This is a genomic window from Micromonospora sp. NBC_01412, from assembly GCF_045040215.1.
Lineage (GTDB): Bacteria > Actinomycetota > Actinomycetes > Mycobacteriales > Micromonosporaceae > Micromonospora > Micromonospora rubida.
In genome coordinates this window covers 5265304-5289179 of the sequence record NZ_CP109528.1, presented here as the reverse complement: position 1 = coordinate 5289179, position 23876 = coordinate 5265304, and the positions used below count along the sequence as shown (strand labels likewise).

The following is a 23876-nucleotide window of genomic DNA, read 5'->3' as shown; positions in this document are numbered from 1 at the left end:
ACAACGGTCAGGAATCGGATCCGTCAAGCGCCAACTTGACGAGGGTGTCGGCGTCCATCTCGTCGATGAGGTCGATGCCCTCGGCGGTGGACTCGGCGGCGTCGGTCTCGGCGTCGGTGAGGTTCAGCAGCAGTTCCAGCAGGCCCGCGTCCCGGAGCCGGGCCAGCGGGATGGTCGCGAGGGCCTGCCGGACCGTCGACTCCGACGGGTCCGGGCCATCCGACCGCCGCGCCTCGGGGAGCAGCCCGTCGAGCAGGTGCTCCGCGAGGGTGGTGGGGTTCGGGTAGTCGAAGACGAGGGTCGCCGGCAGCGGCAGGCCGCTCGCGGCGGTGAGCCGGTTGCGCAGCTCCACCGCGGTCAGCGAGTCGAACCCGAGCTCCTTGAACGCCAGCCGGGGCTTGACCCGGTCCGTGCCCGGGTGACCGAGCACCGCCGAGGCGTGGGTGCGGACCAGGTCGACCAGGTGCCGGACCTGCTCGGTACGGGGCAGGGTGCGCAGGTGCTCCCGGATCCCGTCGGCGGCGCCGCCCGGCTGCTCGTCGGCGGGGGCGCGCAGCGCGTCCCGGGCCTCGGCGAGGTCGTCGAGCAACGGCCGGGGGCGGGCCGAGGCGTACGCGGGGGCGAACACCGCCCAGTCGACGTCGGCCACGGTCAGGGCGGGTCGGGGCTGGCCGACGGCGTACCGCATGGCGTGCACGGCGTCGTCCGGCGCCATCGCGCTGAGGCCACGCCGGGCCAGCGCCTGCTGGGCCTCGACGCCGGCCATGCCCCCGTCGGCCCACGGCCCCCACGCCACCGACGTCGCCGCGAGGCCCCGGGCCCGCCGCTGGTCGGCCAGCGCGTCGAGGAACGCGTTGCCCGCCGCGTAGGCGCCCTGCCCGCCGCTGCCCCACACCCCGGCGATCGAGGAGAACAGCACGAACGCGTCCAGCGGCCGGTCGCCGAGCAGGTCGTCCAGGTGCACCGCGCCGGCCACCTTGCCGGCGAGGACGGCGGCGAAGCCGGCGAGGTCGGTCTCGGCCAGCAGGCCGACGTCGCCGGCCCCGGCGGCGTGCACCACCGCCGTCAGCGGCGCCGGGTCCTCGTCCAGGGTCGCCAGCAGGGCCGCGACCTGGTCCCGCTCGGCGACGTCGCATGCCACGACCGAGACCCGGGCGCCGTGCGCGGCCAGTTCCTCCCGCAGTTCCGTGGCGCCCGCGGCCCGCTCGCCGCGGCGGCTGGTCAGCACCACGTGTGCGGCGCCGTTGGTGACCGCCCAGCGGGCCACGTGGGCGCCCAGCGCCCCCGTTCCGCCGGTGATCAGCACCGTGCCCGACGGCTGCCAGCGCTCCCCGGCGGCCGGGGCTGCGGCGGTCGCCCGCACGAGCCGCCGGACGAACACGCCGGTGGGCCGTACGGCGATCTGGTCCTCGTCGCCGGCACCGGCGACCACCCGGACCAGCCGGTCCCAGACGGCGGAGTCGACGTCGTCGGGCAGGTCCACGAGGCCGCCCCACAGTTGCGGGTGTTCCAGCCCGGCGACCAGGCCGAGGCCCCACAGCCCGCTCTGGGCGACCCGGCGGACCGCGTCGCCGTCCCCGGTGCCGACCGCGCCCTGGGTCAGGCACCACAGCCGGGTCGTCGTCCCGGTGTCGTGCAAACCCTGGAGCAGCAGCAGGGTGGCTGCCGTGCCGGCGGGCACGGCAGGGCTGTCCGGGTGCGGCTGGTCGCGGAGGCCGAGCAGGGAGAGCACGCCGGTGACCGGCCGGTCGGGCAGCGTCTCGGCGAGCCGCCGGGCGAGGTCGTCCCGGTCGGTGCGGACGGGGTCGACGGTCAGCCGGAGCACGTCGGCGCCGGCCGAGGCCAGGGCCTTGGCGGCCTCCTCGGTCCGCGCGCCGGTGACCGGGTCGTCGTCCTGCGGCGACACCAGCAGCCAGGTGCCCGCCGGGATGGCGGCCAGGTCGGTCCGCTTCCACATGACCCGGTACGACCAGCCGTCGACGAGGACGCGTTGCCGGCGGGCCCGGTGCCACGTCGACAGCATCGGCAGGGCCGGGGCGAGGGCGTCGAGGTCGCCGCCGTCGCCGAACTGGGTCGCGAGGGCGGTGAGGTCGCCGCTCTCCACGGCCGTCCAGAAGTCGGCGTCGCCGCCGTCGCCGACCGGCTGGCGGGCCGGGGTGGCGGGCTCGGGCCAGTACCGTTCCCGCTGGAACGCGTACGTCGGCAGGTCGACCCGGGTCGCCCCGGCGTCGGCGAACCACTGCGCCCAGGTCACCGGCACTCCGTGCACATGCAACTCACCCAGAGCGGCCAGCAGCGCCCGCGCCTCCGACCGGTCCCGACGCTGCACCGCCACCGCCAACACGTCCCCACCGGCCGGCAACACATCCGCCGCCATCGCCGTCAGCACGCTCTGCGGACCGACCTCCAGGAACGTGTCCACCCCGGCAGCCCTCAGCGCGGCGACCCCGTCGGCGAACCGCACCGCCTCCCGCACATGCCGCACCCAGTACTCCGGGGTACGCAACTCCTCGCCGCCGGCCAACGCGCCGGTCAGGTTCGACACCACCGGCAACCGGGGCGCGGCAAACGCCAAACCCGCCAACACCGACCGGAACTCAGCCAGCATCGGCTCCATCAACGGACTGTGGAACGCATGACTCACCGCCAACCGGCGCGTCCGCACACCCCGGCCCCGCCACACCCGCTCCACCTCGTCCAAGGCGGCGATCTCGCCCGAGACCACCACCGACGCCGGCCCGTTCACCGCCGCGACACCGAGCCGGTCGACGAAGCCGTCCAGGCTCTCCGCCACGTCCGCCTCGGACGCGTTGACCGCCAGCATCCCGCCACCGGCCGGCAACGCCTGCATCAACCGACCCCGAGCCGCCACCAGGACACACGCGTCCGCCAGCGACAACACCCCCGCCACGTACGCGGCCGTGATCTCACCAACCGAATGACCGCCCACGAAGTCCGGCACCACACCGAACGACTCCACCAGACGGAACAACGCCACCTCGACCGCGAACAGACCCGCCTGCGTGAACACGGTCTGATTGAGGAGATCAGCGTCCGGCGTACCCGGCTCAGCGAACAGCACCGGCCTCAACGGACGCGGCAACAACCCGTCCAGCCCGGCACACACCTCGTCCAGAGCGGCGGCGAAGACGGGGAAACCGTCGGACAGTTCGCGGCCCATCCCGGCGCGCTGCGCGCCCTGACCGGAGAACAGCACCGCCAGCGGACCCCGGTCCACGGCGGAGCCAGTGGTCACCGCGCCGGACGGCTCACCGCCGGCGAGGGCGGTCAGCCCCGCCATCAGGTCGTCGCGGTGCGCCGCGACGACGACGGCCCGGCTCGCCAGGGCCGGTCGGGTGGTGACCGAGGACCAGGCGACCTCGACGGCCCCGAGGCCCTGGTCGGCGGAGAGCCACCGGGCCCACCGGTCCGCCTGCGCGGCCAGCGCCACGTCGGTGCGCGCCGACAGCAGCACCGGCACCACCGACGGTACGGCGTCGCCGACCGTCCTGCCCTCGGTCACCTCGGCGGGCGGCTGCTCGATGATGACGTGCGCGTTGGTGCCCGAGATCCCGAACGAGGAGACGGCCGCCCGACGCGGCCGGTTCACGGCCGGCCACGGCGTCGCCTCGGTGGCCAGGGTGACCGCGCCGGCCGTCCAGTCGATGTGCGGAGACGGCTCATCCACATGCAACGTCGCCGGCACCACACCGTGCCGCATCGCCATGATCATCTTGATGATGCCCGCCACACCGGCCGCCGCCTGCGTGTGACCAATGTTCGACTTGACCGACCCGAGCAGGAACGGCCGGTCCGCCTGACGGTCCTGCCCGTAGGTCGCCAACAGCGCCTGCGCCTCGATCGGGTCACCCAGCGTGGTGCCGGTCCCGTGCGCCTCCACCACGTCGACCTGCTGCGAGCTGAGCCGGGCGTTGGCCAGGGCCTGCCGGATCACCCGCTGCTGCGACGGACCGTTCGGCGCGGTGAGCCCGTTCGACGCACCGTCCTGGTTCACGGCCGTACCCCGCACCACGGCCAGGATGTTCCGCCCCTCACGCTGCGCGTCCGACAGCCGCTGCACGAGAAGGACACCCACACCCTCCGACCAGCCCGTGCCGTCGGCGGCAGCGGCGAACGACTTACACCGCCCGTCCTGCGACAAACCACGCTGACGCGAGAACTCGATGAACGTCCCCGGCGTCGCCATCACCGTCACACCACCGGCCAACGCCAAATCACACTCACCCGACCGCAACGCCTGAACCGCCAGATGCAGGGCAACCAGCGACGACGAACACGCCGTATCCACCGTCACCGCCGGCCCCTCCAGGCCGAACGTGTACGCCACCCGACCCGACAGCACACTGCCCGACGTGCCGGTCCCGACGTAACCCTCGACCTCGCCCGGCACATCCATCAGCCGCGACGCATAGTCGTGATACATGACGCCCGCGAACACACCCGTCCGGCTGCCCCGCAACCACTGCGGATCAACACCCGCCGACTCGAACGTCTCCCACGACGCCTCCAACAGCAACCGCTGCTGCGGATCCATCGCCAAAGCCTCACGCGGCGAAATCCCGAAGAAGGCCGAATCAAAGTCCGCCGCCCCGTACAGGAACCCACCATGCCGCGTGTAAGACGTGCCGCTGCTGTTCGGATCCGAATCGAACAACGACTCCAGGTCCCAACCCCGATCCGCTGGGAACTCCCCGATCCCCTCCCCGCCACCGGCCAGCAACGCCCACAACTGCTCGGGCGTCTCCACCCCGCCCGGGAACCGGCAGGCCATGCCCACGATCGCGATCGGCTCGTCGCCGCCGACCGTCGCCTGCGATTCCGGCTCGGCCTCGACGACCCGGGTGCCAAGCAGGTCGGCGTGCACGTGCTCGGCCAGCGCCTGCGGGGTGGGGTAGTCGAAGACCAGGGTCGAGCCGAGGCGCAGCCCCGTCGCGGTGTTGACCCGGTTGCGCAGCTCGACCGCGCTCAGCGAGTCGAAGCCGAGGTCCCGGAACGCCCGGTCCACCGGCACCGCCTCCACGCCGTCGTGCCCCAGCACCTGCGCGGCCAGGCCCCGGACGAGCAGGGCGACCTGCGCCCGGCCCTCGTCCTCGGTGAGCCGGGCGAGCCGGTCGGCCAGGCTGTCGCCGCCCTGTCCCGCCTGGCGACGCGTCGTGGTCGTGCCGACCAGCGCCCGCAGCATCGGCGGCACCACGCCGCCGGCGGCGGCGGCCCGCAGCGCGGGCACGTCGATCACCGCCGGCACCAGGGTCGACCGGTCCACGGCCATCGCCGCGTCGAACAGCGCCAGGCCGGTGTCGGCGCTCATCGCGGTCAGGCCGGCCCGCCCCGACCGGACCCGGTCGGCGTCACCGAGGGACGCCGCCATCCCGGCCGTGCCCCACATCCCCCACGCGAGGCTGACCGCCGGCAGACCGGCCTGCCGGCGGTGCGCCGCCAGGGCGTCCAGGAACGCGTTGCCCGCCGCGTACGCCGCCTGGCCCGGCGAGCCGAGCACCCCCGCGATCGAGGAGAACAGCACGAACAGGTCCAGGTCCAGATCGGCCGTCGCCTCGTGCAGGTGCCAGGCAGCCGACACCTTCGGCGCCAGGACGCCCGCGAGCTGGTCGGCCGTCAGCCCCTCGACGAGGCCGTCGTCGAGCACACCGGCCAGGTGGACCACGCCCGCCAACCGGCCCGTCGAGGTGACGTCCGCGACCAGCCCGGCCACCTGCTCCCGGTCGGTGACGTCGCACGCCACCACCTGAGCGGACGCGCCCAGCCCGGCCAGCCGTTCGACCAGTTCGTCGGCGCCGGCTGCCGCCGGGCCCCGCCGGGACGCCAGCACCAGCGCCCGGAGCCCGTGCGCCTGGACGAGGTGCTCCGCGACAAGGGCGCCCAGCGCGCCGGTGCCGCCGGTCACCAGGACGGTGCCGGCGTCCGCCACGAGCGGGGCGTGCATCGACGGCGCCGACACGCGAACCAGCCGTGGCACGAACACCCGACCCGCGCGGAGAGCCACCTGAGCACCTGCGGCGTCCTCGGCGACCCGCGCCAGGACGGCCACCACGCCCGCGTCCACCGCACCGTCGACATCCGCGAGGACGATCCGACCCGGATGCTCCGACTGCGCCGACCGCAGCAGACCCCACACCGCAGCACCCGCCAGGTCCGTCACCACGTCACCGTCCCCGGCTGCCACCGCACCCCGGGTCACCACCACCAGCCTCGAACCCGCCAGGGCGTCGGCCGCCAGCCAGGACCGCAGCTCCGCCAGCACCGCCGAGGCGAGGGCGCCGACCGCGTCGGGCACCGCGCCGTCCTGCGGGGCGGTGGCCGGGAGCAGCAGCAGGGCCGGCGCCTCGGCGCCGCCGTCGAGCGCGGCGAGCAGGTCGGCGACGGTGCGGTGGGCACGCCCGGTGGCGACGTCGGCCGGGCCGGGCCCGCCGAGGGTCGCCCACCCCGGCACGTCGGCCGGGACCACCTCGGCGGCCCGCCAGGCGACCTCGAACAGCGACTGGGCTGCCGCGTCCGGGGCGGACCGGCCGGTCAGCTCCCGCAGGGTCAGCGAGTCCACGGACACCACCGGCGTGCCGGTCTCGTCGCCGGCGACCAGCCGCACGCCGGTGCCCTCGCGGGTCAGCCGCACCCGCAGCACCCGCGCGCCCGAGGCGTGCACCTGCACACCCTCGAACGCGAACGGCACCCGAGGCGCGGCGGACTCCTCGAACAGCAGGGCGACGGGGTGCAGGGCGGCGTCCAGCAGCGCCGGGTGCACGCCGAACCGCGCGGCGTCGCCGGCCGCGTCGTCGGGTAGGGCCACCTCGGCGAATACCTCGCCGCCGCCCGTCCAGGCCCGGCGCAGCCCCTGGAACGTCGGCCCGTACGCCAGGCCGCGCTCGGCGAACGCGTCGTACCAGCCGGTCAGGTCGACCTCGTCGGCGCCCACGGGCGGCCACGAGCCGACGCCCGGCTCGTCGGCGGACGCCGGTTCCAGCACCCCGTCGGCGTGCCGGGTCCAGCCCGCGTCGGGGGCGTCGTCGGGTCGGGAGTGGATGGTGACGGTGCGCTGCGGCGCGTATCCAGGGGCCGACACCCGGACCTGGATGCGCACGCCGCCGGAGGGCGGGAGCACCAGCGGCGCGGCGATGGTCAGCTCCCGTACCCGGGACGCGCCCACCTCGTCGCCGGCCCGCACCGCGAGTTCCACCAGCGCGGTGCCCGGCAGCAGCACCGCGCCCGACACCACGTGGTCGGCGAGCCATGGCCGGGTGGCGAGCGCCAGCCGGCCGGTCAGCACGACCTCGCCGTCGCCGGCCAGGTCGACGGTGGCGCCGAGCAGCCCGTGCCCGGCCGCGCCGAGGCCGGCGCCGGCCACGTCACCGGCGCGCAGCCGGCCGACGTTGGGCCAGTACCGCTGCCGCTGGAACGCGTACGTCGGCAGGTCCACGGGGTTCGCGCCCGCCTCCGGCAGCAGGGTGGACCAGGTGACGGGCACACCGTGGACGTGCAGTTCCGCCAGCGCGTGCAGCAGCGAGACGGGTTCCGGCCGGCCGGGGCGCAGCGCCGCGACGACCGCGACCGGGGACGTGGCCGGGTCGTCGTCCGGCAGGCAGGTGCGGACCATGCCGGCGAGGACCGCGTCCGGGCCGAGTTCGAGGAACGTGCCGACGTTGCGCTGCCGCAGGCAGGCGACGCCGTCGGCGAAGCGGACGGCCTCCCGGACGTGCCGCACCCAGTAGTCGGGGGTGCCGATCTCCTCGGCGTCGGCGATCCCGCCGGTGACGTTGGAGACCACCGGCAGCAGCGGCGGGCGGAAGGTGAGCCCGTCGAGGACCGCCCGGAACTCGGCCAGCATCGGTTCCATCAGGGGGCTGTGGAAGGCGTGGCTGACCCGCAGCCGTCGGGTGCGTGTTCCCCGGGCGGACCAGGTCCGCTCCAGGGCGTCCAGCGCGTCGAGCGCGCCGGAGACCACCACGGCCGCCGGCCCGTTGACCGCCGCGATCCCGACCCGGTCGGTCAGGCCGGCCAGCGCCTCGGTGACCGCAGCCTCGTCGGCGGCGACGGCGAGCATCCCGCCGCCGGCCGGTAGCGCCTGCATCAGCCGGCCCCGCGCGCCCACCAGCGCGCACGCGTCGTCGAGGGAGAGCACCCCGGCCACGTACGCGGCGGTCACCTCGCCGATCGAGTGGCCGGCGACGAAGTCCGGCACGATCCCGTACGACTCGGCGAGGCGGAACAGGGCCACCTCGACGGCGAACAGGCCGGCCTGGGTGAAGGCGGTCTGGTCGAGCAGTTCGGCGTCGGCCGAGCCCGACGAGGCGAACAGCACGTCCCGCAGCGGGCGGGGCAGGTGCGGGTCGAGGTGGGCGCACGCCTCGTCCAGCGCGGCGGCGAAGACGGGGTACGCGGCGTGCAGCTCCCGGCCCATGCCGGCGCGCTGCGCGCCCTGGCCGGAGAAGACGACGGCGGTGCGCCCGCCCCGGGCGGTGCCCCGGACGACGGCGGCCGAGGGCTGCCCGTCGGCGAACGCGTCCAGGGCGGACAGCAGGCCGCCCCGGTCGGGCACCAGCAGGACGGCGCGGTGTTCGAAGACGGACCGGCCGGTGGCCAGCGCGCGCCCGATCCCGGCGACGGTCAGGTCCGACCGGTCGGCCGCCAGGCCGTGCAGCCGTCGGGCCTGCCCGCGCAGGGCGGCGTCGTCGCGCGCCGACAGGACGCAGGGGACGAGGCCGCCGGGGACCTCTCCGGCCAGCGCGGGGGTGGCCGCGGGGGCCGCAGCCGGCGCCTGCTCGATGATGGTGTGCGCGTTGGTTCCGCTGATCCCGAAGGAGGACACGGCGGCGCGGCGGGGCCGGTTCAGGGCCGGCCAGCGGCGGGTCTCGGTGAGCAGTTCCACCGCCCCGGCGTCCCAGTCGATGTGCGGGGACGGCTCGTCGGCGTGCAGGGTCGACGGCAGCAGCCCGTGCCGCATCGCCAGCACCATCTTGATCACGCCGGCGACCCCGGCGGCGGCCTGCGCGTGCCCGATGTTGGACTTGATCGAGCCGAGCAGCAGCGGCCGGTCGGCGGGCCGGTCCTGGCCGTACGTGGCCAGCAGCGCCTGCGCCTCGATCGGGTCGCCGAGGGGGGTTCCGGTGCCGTGCGCCTCGACGGCGTCCACGTCCGCCGCCGTGAGGCGGGCGTTGGCCAGGGCCTGCCGGATCACCCGCTGCTGGGCGGGGCCGTTGGGGGCGGTCAGGCCGCTGCTCGCGCCGTCCTGGTTGACCGCGCTGCCCCGCACCACGGCGAGGACGCGGTGCCCGTTGCGCTGCGCGTCGGAGAGGCGTTCCAGCAGCAGCATGCCGATGCCCTCGGCGAAGCCGGTGCCGTCGGCGCCCGCGCCGAAGGCCTTGCACCGCCCGTCGGGCGAGAGTCCGCGCTGGCGGGAGAACTCGGTGAGCATGCCGGGGGTGGACATCACGCTGACGCCGCCGGCGAGCGCGAGCCGGCACTCGTCCTGGCGCAGCGCCTGGGTGGCCAGGTGCAGGGCGACCAGCGACGAGGAGCAGGCGGTGTCGACGGTGACGGCGGGGCCCTCCAGGCCGAACAGGTAGGAGATCCGGCCCGACGCGACGCTGCCGGCGCTGCCGTTGCCGACGTAGCCGTCCAGCTCGTCGGTGGTGTCGGCGGCCTGGGACGCGTAGTCGTGGTAGATGAGCCCGACGTAGACGCCGGTGCTGCTGCCCCGGGCCGTGTGGGGGTCGATGCCCGCCCGCTCGAAGGCCTCCCAGGAGGTCTCCAGCAGCAGCCGCTGCTGCGGGTCCATGGCCAGCGCCTCCCGGGGGGAGATCCCGAAGAAGCCGGCGTCGAACTCGGCCGCGTCGTGCAGGAAGCCGCCCTGCCGGGGGCCGTTGGCGTCGTCGCCGGTCCGCAGGTCGTCCGGGTCCCAGCCGCGGTCGGTGGGGAACGGCGCGATGACGTCGGCCCCGGCCGTGACCAGGTCCCAGAGCTGCTCGGGGGTCTGCACGTCGCCGGGGAACCGGCAGGCCATGCCGATGATCGCGATGGGCTCGTCGAGGGCGGTGGCCGCGCCGGCTGCCGTGCCGGCGGCGGATGCCTCGACGCCGCCGAGCTCCCGGTCGAGGAAGTCGGCGAGGACGACCGGGGTGGGGTAGTCGAATGCCACGGTGGCGGGCAGCCGCAGCCCGGTGGCGGTGGCCAGCCGGTTGCGCAGTTCCACCGAGGTCAGCGAGTCGAAGCCCAGTTCCTTGAAGCCGCGTTGGGCGTCGACGCTGTCGGCGGAGCGGTGCCCCAGCACGGCGGCCACGCTCGCGGCGACCAGGTCGAGCAGGTGGCTGCGCCGCTGCGCGGAGCTGAGCGTGGCCAGCCGCCCGCGTTCCGAGGCGGTGTCGGCGGGTCCCTGCCCGGCGGTGCGCCGGACGGGTCCGGTGGGTCGGAGCAGCTCGCGCAGCATGCTGGGCACCGCGCCGGCGGCCGGCCGGGCCGTGGCCGGCGGCAGGTTCATGAGCACGAGGTGCACGCCGCCGTACTGGCGGGCCAGGTCGAACAGGGCGGTGCCCTCGACCTCGGTCAGCGGGGCGCTGGTGGCCCGGATCGCCCGGCGGTGGGCGTTGCCGCCGAGGTGGGCGGTCATCGCGCTGGCGGTGTCCCACAGTCCCCAGGCGAGGCTCGTGGCGGGCAGCCCCTGCTGTTGGCGGAGACGGGCGAGGGCGTCGAGGAACGCGTTCGCCGCCGCGTAGTTGCCCTGCCCGGGCGAGCCGAGGGTAGCCGCCGCCGAGGAGAACACCGCGAAGCTGGCCAGGTCGGCGTCGCGGGTGGCCCGGTGCAGCGCCCAGCCGGCGTCGACCTTCGGGGTCAGCACCGCGTCGAGGGCCCGCTCGTCGAGGGAGCCGATGGTGGCGTCGGCGATCACGCCGGCGGTGTGCACCACGGCGGTCAGCGGGTGCGCCGGGTTCACCTGCGCCAGCAGGCCGGCGACCTGCTCGGGGTCGGCGACGTCGGCGGTGGCGGTGGTGACGTGGGCGCCGTGGCGGGTCAGTTCCGCCACCAGGTCGCGGTAGGCCTCGGGGCCGCGGCGGGAGGCGAGCAGCAGGTGCCGGGACTGGCCGGTGGTCACGAGGTGCCGGGCGAAGACCCCGGCCAGGGCGCCGCCGGCTCCGGTGATCAGCGTGGTGCCGTCCGGGTCCACCGGGGCGGGGATCCGCAACACCACCTTGCCCACATGCCGGGCCTGACTCATGTGCCGCAACGCCCGCCGGGCGTGCTGCACGTCCCACACCCGCACCGGCAGCGGGCGCAGCACGCCCTGCTCGAACAGCGCCAGCAGCTCGGTCAGCATCTCGCCGATGCGGGCGTGCCCGGCCTCGTTGAGGTCGAACGCCCGGTAGGTCACGCCGGGGTGGCGCTCGGCGACCTGGCGGGGGTCGCGGATGTCGGTCTTGCCCATCTCGACGAACCGGCCACCACGCGGCAGCAACCGCAACGACGCGTCAACAAACTCACCCGCCAGGGCGTCGAGCACCACATCCACCCCGGCACCACCCGACACCGAACCGAACACCCGCTCAAACTCCGTCGTCCGCGACGACGCGATCCGCCCCGCATCCACCCCCAGACCCCGCAACACCCCCCACTTACCAGGACTCGCCGTCGCAAACACCGTCGCACCAAAATGCCGCGCCAACTGCACCGCAGCCATACCAACCCCACCCGCACCCGAGTGGACCAACACCGACTCACCCGCCCGCAACCCCGCCAAATCCCGCAACGCATACCACGCCGTCAGGAACACCACCGGCACGGTCGCGGCCTCGGCGAAGGTCCAGCCGGCCGGGATCCTCGCGACGAGTTCCCGCGTGGCGGTGGCCTGGGGGCCGAAGGCGGGTTCGAACATGCCCATCACCCGGTCGCCGGGCTTCAGGTCGGTCACGCCCGGACCGACCTCCACCACCACACCCGCACCCTCACTGCCCATCACCGCCGACGGATCCGGATACATCCCCAACGCGATCAACACATCCCGGAAGTTCACCCCCGCCGCCCGCACGGCGATGCGCACCTGCCCCGCGTCGAGGGGAGTCTGGGTGGCCGGCACCAACGCGACCCCGTCGAGGGTGCCGGGGGCGATCGCGGCGAGGTGCCACAGCCCGTCCGGCGGGGTCAGTGCGTCCCCGGCCGACGCGCCGGTGCGGATCAGGCGCGGGGAGCGGATCTCGCCGCCGCGCACCGCGACCTGCCCGCCCGTGGTCGACGGGTCCTCGGCGACGCCGGCCAGCAGGTCCCACAGCTCGGGTGAGAGGTCCCGGTCGACGTCGGCGAGGACGATCCGGTCGGGGTGCTCCGACTGCGCCGAGCGCAGCAGGCCCCACACCGCAGCGCCCACCGGGTCGCGCAGCTCGTCGGCCGGGACGGCCGTCACGGCGCCCCGGGTCACCGCGACGAGCCGGGTGTCCGCCAGTTCCCCGGCGTCCAGCCAGGACTGGAGCACGCCGAGCACGTGCGCCGTGGCCGTCCGCACGGCCGACGGCACGTCGGCGTCCGCCGGCTGCGGGATCGTCACCGGCAGCAGCAGCACGCGCGGCCGGCCGGCCGTTCCGGCGGCCACGGCCGCGGCCAGGTCGGCCACGGTGGGGTACCCGGCCGCTCCCGACCCGGTGGTCCCGGCCGTGTCGCCCAGCAGCACCCGGCCGGTGGGGTCCGTGGCGGGGGTGACGTCCTCGGCCTGCCAGCTCACCTCGAACAGCGACCGGACGGCGGTGCCCGAGGCCGCGGCCCCGGTCATCTCCCGCAGTACGAGCGAGTCCACCGACACGACCGGGGCGCCCGTGCCGTCGACCGCGACCAGCCGCACACCGCTGCCTGCTCGGGTCAGCCGGACCCGCAGCACCGCGGCGCCCGACGCGTGCACCTGCACGCCCTCGAACGCGAACGGCACCCGCGGCCCACCGGATCCCTCGGTCAGCAGCAGGCCGATCGGGTGCAGGGCGGCGTCGAGCAGCGCCGGGTGCACCCCGAACCGCGTCGCGTCGCCCGCCGCCTGCTCCGGCAGGGCCACCTCCGCGTACGTCTCACCGGCCGCCGTCCACGCCCGACGCAGGCCCTGGAACACCGGCCCATACGCCAGACCATGCCCGGCCAACGCGGCGTACCACCCGGTCAGGTCCACCTCGGCCGCACCGACCGGCGGCCACTCCCCCAGCACCGGCTCGTCCGGGGAGGCGGCCTCCAGGACGCCCTCCGCGTGCCGGACCCAGCCCGCGTCGTCGTCCTCCTCCGGCTGCGAGTGCACGGTCACCAGCCGGGCGCCGGACGTGCCGGCCGCGCCGACGCGCACCTGCACCCGCACCCCCGCCGACGCCGGCAACGCCAACGGCGTCAGGACAGTCAACTCCCGCACCCGGGACGCGCCCACCTCGTCACCGGCCCGCACCGCCAACTCCACCAACGCCGTACCCGGCACCACCACCGAACCGGCGACCACATGCTCCGCCAACCACGGATGAGTGGCAGCGGACAGCCGCCCGGTCAACAACACCTCGTCGCCGCCGGCGAGGCGCACCGCCGCGCCGAGCAGGCCATGGCCGGCCGCGCCGAGGCCCGCGCCGGAGACGTCGCCGCCGAACGAGCGGTCCACCGCCGTCCAGAACCGCTCCCGCTGGAACGCGTACGTGGGCAGGTCGACCGGGGCGGCGCCGGAACCGGCGTACACCCTCGCCCAGTCCACGCCGACGCCCGCGACGTACAGCTCCGCCAGGCCGGACAGCATGTGCGAGTGGCCGCTCTCGTCGCGGCGCAGGGAGCCCACCACCACGCCGGGGCCCGCCGGGTCGGCGGCCCGGTCGAGCGCGTCCTGGACCACCACCTTGAGCACCGGATGGGGGCTGACCTCCACGAAGACCCGGAAGCCCTCGGCGATCAGCCGGTCGACCACCGGCGCGAGCCGGACCGGTTCGCGCAGGTTGCGGTACCAGTAGTCGGCGTCGAGCTGGGCGGTGTCGATGAGGTCGCCGGTCACCGTCGAGTAGAAGGACACGGCGGTCGGCTCGGCGTCGACGGCGCCGAGCGCGGCCGTCAGGTCGTCGCGTACCGCCTCGACGTGCGCGCTGTGCGAGGCGTAGTCGACGGCGATCCGCCGGGCCCGGATGTCCCGCTCGGCGCAGTGCGCGAGCAGCGCGTCGACGGACTCCGCGGCGCCGGAGACGACGGTCACGGCGGCGCCGTTGAGGGCGGCGATCGACAGGGTCTCCGCCCACGGCGCGATGAGCTGCTCGGTGTCGGCTGCCGACAGGGGCACCGAGAGCATGCCGCCCCGGCCCGAGATCGCCAGCAGGCCGCGGCTGCGCGCCACGACCAGCCGCATCGCGTCCGGGAGGGTGAGGGCTCCGGCGGCGCACGCGGCGGCGATCTCGCCCTGCGAGTGGCCGACGACGGCATCCGGCTCGATCCCGCACGCCTGCCACAGCCGCGCGAGGGACACCATGACGGAGAACAGGGCGGGCTGGACCACGTCGACCCGGTCCAGCGGCGGCGCGCCGGGCGCCTGCCGCAGCACGTCCTCCAGCGACCAGTCCACCAGCCGGGACAGCTCCTCGGCGCACTGCCGCATCCGCTCCCGGAAGGCCGGGGACGACTCCAGCAGGTCCAGCGCCATCCCGACCCACTGCGAGCCCTGGCCGGGGAAGACGTAGGCGACCTTCGGCGTGCCGTCGACGGGGGTCGGGGCGGCCTCGGCGTCGGCGAGGGCGGCCAGCTCGGCGAGGGCGGCTTCCCGGTCGCCGGCGACCACGACCGCCCGGTACGGGTGGTGGGCCCGCCGGGTGGCGAGGGAGAACCCGAGGTCGGCGAGGTCCAGGTCGGCGTCCTCGGCGAGCTGCCCACGGATTCGGGCGGCCTGCTCCCGCAGGGCCTGCGGGCTGCGCCCGGACACCGTCAGGGGCACGCCGGCCGGGCCGGCCAGGCCGGGCAGCTCCGGGGCGGGGGTCGGCCGGGCGGCGGGGGCTCTGTCGTCGGGCGCCTGCTCGATGATGGTGTGCACGTTGGTGCCGCTGATCCCGAACGAGGACACGGCGGCGCGGCGGGGCCGGTCGACGGCGGGCCACGGCCGCGGCTCGGTGAGCAGCGCCACCGCGCCGGAGTCCCAGTCGACGTGCGGGGACGGCTGGTCCACGTGCAGGGTGGACGGCAGCAGCCCGTGCCGGATCGCCATGATCATCTTGATGATGCCGGCGACCCCGGCGGCGGCCTGGGAGTGCCCGATGTTCGACTTGATCGACCCGAGGAACAGCGGCCGGTCCGCCGGCCGGTCCTGCCCGTACGTGGCCAGCAGCGCCTGCGCCTCGATCGGGTCGCCCAGCACGGTGCCGGTCCCGTGCGCCTCGACGGCGTCCACGTCGGAGGCGCCGAGCCGGGCGTTGGCCAGGGCCTGCCGGATCACCCGCTGCTGCGACGGCCCGTTCGGCGCGGTGAGGCCGTTGGACGCGCCGTCCTGGTTCACGGCGCTGCCACGCACCACCGCCAGCACCCGGTGCCCGTTGCGCCGGGCGTCCGACAGCCGCTCCACGAGCAGCATGCCCACGCCCTCGGACCAGCCGGTGCCGTCGGCGGACGCGGCGAACGCCTTGCACCGGCCGTCGGGGGCCAGGCCGCCCTGGCGGGAGAACTCCGAGAACATGCCGGGCAGCGCCATCAGGGCGACGCCGCCGGCCAGCGCCAGGTCGCACTCGCCGCCGCGCAGCGCCTGGGCGGCGAGGTGCAGGGCGACCAGGGACGACGAGCAGGCGGTGTCGATGGTGACCGCAGGGCCCTCCAGCCCGAAGGTGTAGGAGACCCGGCCGGAGGCGACGCTGCCGGCAGTGCCGGTCAGCAGGTGCCCCTCGAGGCCGTCCAGGTCCTCGTGCCCGCCCGTGGCGTAGCCGGAGGATGCCGCGCCGACGAAGACGCCGGTGGCGGTGCCGGTCACGCCGTCGGGGTCGACACCGGCGTACTCGAAGGCCTCCCAGGCGGTCTCCAGCAGCAGCCGCTGCTGCGGGTCCATGGCGAGGGCCTCGCGGGGGCTGATGTTGAAGAAGCCGGCGTCGAAGCCGGCGGCGTCGTAGAGGAAGCCGCCCTGGTCCGTGACGGTGCTGCCGGTGTCGTACAGGCGGTCCAGGTCCCAGCCCCGGTCCGTGGGGAAGCCGCCGATCGCGTCGGCGCCGGAGGTGACGAGCTGCCAGAGCTGCTCCGGGGTGGCCACCCCACCCGGGTAGCGGCAGGCCATTCCGATGATCGCCACCGGCTCGTCGGTCGCGCTGACGCCGACGGCACGCACGGCCGTGGCGGCGTCGGTCGCGGCGAGGCCGAGCTGCCCGAACAGGTACTCGGCGAGCCGGGCCGGGGTGGGGTGGTCGAAGGCGAGCGTGGCGGGCAGCCGCAGCCCGGTCGCCGAGCCCAGCCGGTTGCGCAGCTCCACCGAGGTCAGCGAGTCGAAGCCCAGTTCCTTGAACGCGCGGGCGGCCGGCACGGCCTGTGCGGAGGCGTGGCCCAGCACGGCGGCGGCCTGCCCGCAGACCAGCTCCACCAGCAGCCGTCGGGCGTCCGCCTCCGGCAGGCCGACGAGCCGGTCCCGCCACGAGGCCCCCGCCGTGGGGGCACCGCCGGCCCGCCGCCGGCCGCCGGCGCGTACGAGCTGCCGCAGCAGCGGCGGCACCTGCGACGCGCCTCCGGTGACCTGCAACCGGGCCGCCACGACCACCGGCGACACCGCCGGCAGGGCCGCGTCGAACAGTTCGGCGCCCTCGGTCGCGGAGAGGCCGGTCATCCCGACCCGTCGCTGCCGCTGCTGGTCGTCGCCGTCGAGGTGGGCGGTCATCCCGCTGGTGGTGGCCCACAGGCCCCAGGCGACGCTGGTCGCGGCCAGGCCCCGCTGCCGGCGGTGCCCGGCCAGGGCGTCGAGGAACGCGTTCGCCGCCGCGTAGTTGCCCTGCCCGGGCGAGCCGAGGGTGGCCGCGAGGGAGGAGAACGTCACGAACGCGGCGAGGTCCAGGTCGGCCGTGGCCTCGTGCAGCGCCCACCCGGCGTCGACCTTCGGGGCCATCACCGTGGCGATGGCCCGCTCGTCGAGCGAGGTGACGGTGGCGTCGGCGAGCACCCCGGCGGCGTGCACCACCGCGGTCAGCGGGTGCGCCGGGTCGACCCGGCCGATCAGCTCCCTGACCTGCGCGGGGTCGCTGACGTCGACCGCGACGGCGGACACCCGCGCGCCGGCGTCGGTCAGCTCGCGGACCAGGGCGGCGTAGTCGTCCCGGCCCGCGTCGTCGGGGTGCTGGCGGGAGGCGAGCAGCAGGTGCCGGGACTGGCCGGTGGCCACGAGATGCCGGGCCACCACCCCGGCCAGGGCGCCGCCCGCGCCGGTGATCAGCGTGGTGCCGTCCGGGTCCACCGGGGCGGGAATCCGCAGCACCACCTTGCCCACATGCCGGGCCTGACTCATGTGCCGCAACGCCCGCCGGGCGTGCCGAACATCCCACACCCGCACCGGCAACGGACGCAACACACCCTGCTCGAACAGCGCCAGCAGCTCCGTCAGCATCTCGCCGATCCGGGCGCTGCCGGCCTCGTTCAGGTCGAACGACCGGTACGCGACGCCGGGGTGCTCGGCCGCCACCGCCTCCGGGTCGCGGACGTCTGCCTTGCCCATCTCGACGAACCGGCCACCACGCGGCAGCAACCGCAACGACGCGTCAACAAACTCACCCGCCAGGGCATCGAGCACCACATCCACCCCGGCACCACCCGACACCGAACCGAACACCCGCTCAAACTCCGTCGTCCGCGACGACGCGATCCGCCCCGCATCCACCCCCAGACCCCGCAACACCCCCCACTTACCAGGACTCGCCGTCGCAAACACCGTCGCACCAAAATGCCGCGCCAACTGCACCGCAGCCATACCAACCCCACCCGCACCCGAGTGGACCAACACCGACTCACCCGCCCGCAACCCCGCCAAATCCCGCAACGCATACCACGCCGTCAGGAAGACCAGGGGCACGGAGGCGGCCTGCGCGAACGACCAGCCGGCGGGCATCCGGGCGAGGCGCTCCCGGGGGGCGACCGCGAGCGGGCCGAAGCCCAGCTCGAACATGCCCATCACCCGGTCGCCGGGGGCCAGGTCGGTCACACCCGGACCGACCTCCACCACCACACCCGCACCCTCACTGCCCATCACCGCCGACGGATCCGGATACATCCCCAACGCGATCAACACATCCCGGAAGTTCACCCCAGCCGCCCGCACGGCGATGCGCACCTGCCCCGCGTCGAGGGGAGCCGGGGTGGCCGGCACCAACGCGACCCCGTCGAGGGTGCCGGGGGCCACGGCGGCCAGGTGCCATGCCCCGGACGGCGGCGGGGTCAGCTCGTCGGCCGTGAGCCGGACCAGCCGGGGCACGAACGTCCCGTCGGCGCGGACGGCGAGCTGGCCGCCGGTCGCCGTCGGGTCGGCGACGACGCCGGCCAGCACCGCGAGGGTCGCCGGGTCGAGCGGACCCTCGACGTCGGCGAGAACGATCCGGTCGGGGTGCTCCGACTGCGCCGAGCGCAGCAGGCCCCACACGGCGGCGCCCGCCAGGTCGGTCACCTGGTCCTCGTCCCCGGCGACGACGGCGCCCCGGGTGACCACGACGAGCTTCGTGTCGGCGAGGGCGTCGGCGGCGAGCCAGGACCGCACCACGGTCAGGGCGTCGTTCGTGGTCGCGCGCACCCCGTCGGGCACGTCGACGCCGGGGGCCGCGCCGGGCGTCCACAGCAGGGCCCGGGGGGACCCGGCCCGCGCGTCGGCGGCCGCCGTGGCGAGCGCGTCGACGTCGGGGAAGCCCGGCAGGTCGAGCCCGGCGATCGACGGCCCGAGCAGCGCCCAGCCGGACAGGTCGCCGGCCGGGGTGATCTCCTCCGGCAACCACGTCACCTCGAACAGTGACCGCGCCGCCGCGCCCGGGGCGGCCACCGCCGTCATCTCCCGCAGCACCAGCGAGTCGACGGACACCACGGCCGCGCCGGACTCGTCCACCGCCACCACGCGCACGCCGGAGCCCGCACGGGTCAGCCGGACCCGCAGCGCCCGCGCACCCGAGGCGTGCACCTGCACGCCCTCGAACGCGAACGGCACCCGCGCCCCGCCACCCTCACCGGCCAGCAGCGACGCCACCGGATGCAACGCGGCGTCGAGCAGCGCCGGGTGCACCCCGAAAGCCGCCGCGTCGCCGGCCGCCTGCTCCGGCAGGGCCACCTCCGCGTACGCCTCACCGGCCGCCGTCCACGCCCGACGCAGGCCCTGGAACACCGGCCCATACGCCAGACCGTGCCCGGCCAGCACGGCGTACCACCCGGTCAGGTCCACCTCGGCCGCACCGACCGGCGGCCACTCCCCCAGCACCGGCTCGTCGGCCGACACCGGCTCCAGCGCACCCTCGGCGTGCCGGACCCAGGCCCCGTCGGCCTCCTCGTCCGGCTGTGAGTGCACGGTCACCGAACGGGAGCCGGACGGGTCGGCAGCGCCGACGCGCACCTGCACCCGCACCCCCGCCGACGCCGGCAACGCCAACGGCGTCAGGACAGTCAACTCCCGCACCCGGGACGCGCCCACCTCGTCACCGGCCCGCACCGCCAACTCCACCAACGCCGTACCCGGCACCACCACCGAACCGGCGACCACATGCTCCGCCAACCACGGATGAGTGGCAGCGGACAGCCGCCCGGTCAACAACACCTCGTCGTCCCCGGCGAGGCGCACCGCCGCGCCGAGCAGCGGGTGGCCCGCGACGCCCAGCCCGGCGCCGGACACGTCGCCGACCCGCCACGACACCGCGTCGGGCCAGTACCGTTCCCGCTGGAACGCGTACGTCGGCAGGTCGACCCGGGTCGCCCCGGTGTCGGCGAACCACTGCGCCCAGGTCACGGGCACACCATGCACATGCAACTCACCCAGAGCGGCCAGCAGCGCCCGCGCCTCCGACCGGTCCCGACGCTGCACCGCCACCGCCAACACGTCCCCACCGGCCGGCAACACATCCGCCGCCATCGCCGTCAGCACGCTCTGCGGACCGACCTCCAGGAACGTATCCACCCCGGCAGCCCTCAGCGCGGCGACCCCGTCGGCGAACCGCACCGCCTCCCGCACATGCCGCACCCAATACTCCGGGGTACGCAACTCCTCGCCGCCAGCCAACGCACCGGTCACGTTCGACACCACCGGCAACCGGGGCGCGGCAAACGCCAAACCCGCCAACACCGACCGGAACTCAGCCAGCATCGGCTCCATCAACGGACTGTGGAACGCATGACTCACCGCCAACCGGCGCGTCCGCACACCCCGGCCCCGCCACACCCGCTCCACCTCGTCCAAGGCGGCGATCTCGCCCGAGACCACCACCGACGCCGGCCCGTTCACCGCCGCGACACCGAGCCGGTCGACGAAGCCGTCCAGGCTCTCCGCCACGTCCGCCTCGGACGCGTTGACCGCCAGCATCCCGCCACCAGCCGGCAACGCCTGCATCAACCGACCCCGAGCCGCCACCAGGACACACGCGTCCGCCAGCGACAACACCCCCGCCACGTACGCGGCCGTGATCTCACCAACCGAATGACCGCCCACGAAGTCCGGCACCACACCGAACGACTCCACCAGACGGAACAACGCCACCTCGACCGCGAACAGACCCGCCTGCGTGAACACGGTCTGATTGAGGAGATCAGCGTCCGGCGTACCCGGCTCAGCGAACAGCACCGGCCTCAACGGACGCGGCAACAACCCGTCCAGCCCGGCACACACCTCGTCCAGAGCGGCGGCGAAGACGGGGAAACCGTCGGACAGTTCGCGGCCCATCCCGGCGCGCTGCGCGCCCTGACCCGAGAACAGCACCGCCAGCGGACCCCGGTCCACGGCGGAGCCAGTGGTCACCGCACCCGACGACTCACCCGCAGCCAGGGCACGCAGCCCGGCCAGCAGGCCGTCGCGGTCGGCGGCGGCCAGCACGGCCCGGCTGTCCAGGGTCGAGCGGGATTCGACCGACGACCAGGCGATGTCCTCGGCGCGCAGGTCCTCGGCACCGGCCAGCCAGTCGGCCCAGCGGCCGGCCTGGCCGGCGAGCGCGGCGGGGTGCGCGGCGGAGAGCAGCACCGGCGCGACCGGGAGCCGGCGCGACGGCGCGGGGGCGTCCTCCGGCGTCTCGGGGGCCGGGGCCTGCTCCAGGACGAGGTGGGCGTTGGTGCCGCTCATGCCGAAGGACGAGACGGCCGCCCGCCGGACGTGGTCCTCGCCGGCCCACGGGCGGGCCGTGTCGAGCAGGGACACCGCCCCCGTCGACCAGTCGATGTGCGGGGACGGCTGCGCCACGTGCAGGGTGGGCGGCAGCACGCCGTGCCGCATCGCCATCACCATCTTGATGACGCCGCCGGCACCGGCTGCGGCCTGGGGGTGGCCGATGTTCGACTTCAGGGACCCCAGCCACAGCGGACGGTCTGCCGACCGGCCCTGGCCGTACGTGGCCAGCAGCGCCTGCGCCTCGATCGGGTCGCCGAGCCGGGTGCCGGTGCCGTGCGCCTCCACGACGTCGATGTCGGCCGGCGTCAGCCGGGCGTTCTCCAGCGCCTGCCGGATGACCCGCTGCTGGGCGGGGCCGTTCGGGGCGGTCAGCCCACTGCTGGCCCCGTCCTGGTTGACGGCGCTGCCGCGGATCACCGCGAGGACGGGGTGGCCGTTGCGCCGGGCGTCGGAGAGCCGCTCGACGAGCAGCATGGCGACGCCCTCGGACCAGCCGGTGCCGTCGGCGTCGGCCGAGAAAGCCTTGCACCGGCCGTCGGAGGCGAGCCCGCGTTGCCGGGAGAACTCGACGAAGGCGCCGGGGGTGGCCAGCACGGTCACGCCGCCGGCCACCGCGAGGGAGCACTCGCCGTCCCGCAGCGCCTGGCCGGCCAGGTGCAGGGCCACCAGCGAGGACGAGCAGGCGGTGTCGATCGTGACGGCCGGCCCCTCCAGGCCGAAGGAGTACGCCAGCCGGCCCGACATGACGCTCGCCGCGGTGCCGGTGAGGACGTACCCCTCGGTGCCCTCGGGCAGTTGCCGCAGGACGCTGGTGTAGTCCTGGCCGGCCGTGCCGACGAAGACGCCGGTGCGGCTGCCCCGCAGCGTCGCGGTGTCGATGCCGGCCCGCTCGAAGACCTCCCAGGTCACCTCCAGCAGGAGGCGCTGCTGCGGGTCCATGGCCAGCGCCTCGCGCGGCGAGATCCCGAACAGGGACGGGTCGAACAGCCCGGCGTCGGCCAGGAAGCCGCCCCGGTTGCTGTAGGTGGTGCCCTGGTGGTCCGGGTCCGGGTCGTACAGCCGGTCCAGGTCCCAGCCCCGGTCCTCGGGGAACGTGCCGGTGGCGTCCACGCCCCCGGCGACCATGTCCCACAGGTCCTCGGGCGAGGCGACCCCGCCGGGGAACCGGCAGGCCATACCGACGATCGCGATCGGCTCCGAGTCCTCGTTCTCCAGCTCGCTCAGGCGCCGGCGCGCCAGGCGGAGCTCGGAGGTCACCCACTTCAGGTGTTCGAGGAGCTTGTCTTCGTCCGCCATGACCCACCCGCCCAGAGCTTGCTATCGATCAGAATCTGCCGATTCGCTGACCACACCGCCGCCGGCGGCCCGACTCCGCGCATACTTCGGTGGAGACATGACCATTCGGCGCATGGACGCAATTCCTATTTCAGTTTCTGTTTCCGGTACCTGTTCAAACGCCCGCCGCGGCACCACGCCGACCACCCTGCCGACCCATGCCCGCCACCGTGAGTGGACGGTACTGAGCGCCGACCTTGCCCCCAACCCCTAACGGACCCCTGATCGGGCGGTCCTGACGGGCCGTCGCGGTGGGCGTCGCAGCGGGACGTTCGACACAGACGTGGCCGGTCAGACGCGGTGCTGGACGGCCGGCGGCAGAATCTGGCGGAGCCGTCCGGGCGGCGTGGCGCGGTTCCGCCACTCCCGTGGGTAGCCGACCGAGACCTCCTCGAAGCGGACCCCGTCGTACCAGGTGGTCCGCGGGATGTGCAGGTGTCCGTACACCGCCACGCGGGCGTCGAAGCGCACGTGCCAGTCGGCCGTGGCCTCGGTGCCGCACCATTGCGCGAACTCGGGATACCGCAGAATCCGGGTGGGTTCCCGGACGAGGGGAAAGTGGTTGACCAGAATGGTGGGCAGCCCGTTCCGCTCCTCGGTGAGCCGCCGCTCGGTGTGGGTCAGCCGGGCCCGGCACCACGCGTCCCGCGTCGGGTACGGGTCGGGGTGCAGGAGGATCTCGTCGGTGCAGACCACGCCGACCTCGTGGGCCCGTTCGAGGGCCTGCTCCTTGGTGTACGTCCCGGACGGCCGGAAGGTGTAGTCGTACAGCAGGAAGAGCGGGGCGACGAGCACCGGATCGCCCTGCGGGTCCCAGATCGGGTAGGGATCCTCCGGGGTGACGACGCCGAGGCTCCGGCACAGCTCCACCAGGTGCCGGTAGCGGGCCTCACCCCGTAGCTGGACCGGGTCCTCGCGGGGCGTCCACAGTTCGTGGTTGCCCGGCGCCCAGATCACCTTGGCGAAGCGGCGGCTGAGCAGGCCCAGCGCCCACTCGATGTCGCTGACGAACTCGCCGACGTCACCGGCGACGATCAGCCAGTCGTCGTCGGCCTCCGGCCGCAGCCCCTCGACGACGGCCCGGTTCTCCTTGTAGACCACGTGCAGGTCACTGATGGCGAGCAACTGAGGCAGGCCCGATCCGACCACCCGGACCTCCGTCCATTCCGGGTACCGCGCGCACCCACCACTCGTGCCGATCGGCCGCCGGCAAGGCAGGACGAGACGGCCTGACGGGCTC

Annotated in this window: 2 protein-coding genes; both read right to left on the bottom strand. The window is 75.1% G+C overall.

Annotated features, from left to right (window positions below; genetic code table 11):
• Positions 1 to 7: 7 nt before the first annotated feature.
• Positions 8 to 22597, bottom strand: a complete 22590-nt coding sequence (locus tag OG617_RS23850; RefSeq protein WP_405095204.1) for a type I polyketide synthase — start codon at positions 22595 to 22597, stop codon at positions 8 to 10.
• 330 nt (positions 22598 to 22927) lie between these two features.
• Positions 22928 to 23785, bottom strand: coding sequence for a metallophosphoesterase family protein (locus tag OG617_RS23845; RefSeq protein ID WP_405095203.1), 858 nt, complete (start codon positions 23783 to 23785; stop codon positions 22928 to 22930).
• Between the last annotated feature and the right edge of the window lie 91 nt (positions 23786 to 23876).

What these genes read in the sequence shown, in the direction of transcription:
- OG617_RS23850 (WP_405095204.1), bottom strand. Translation starts at nt 22,597, where the DNA reads ATGGCGGACGAAGACAAGCTCCTCGAACACCTGAAGTGGGTGACCTCC.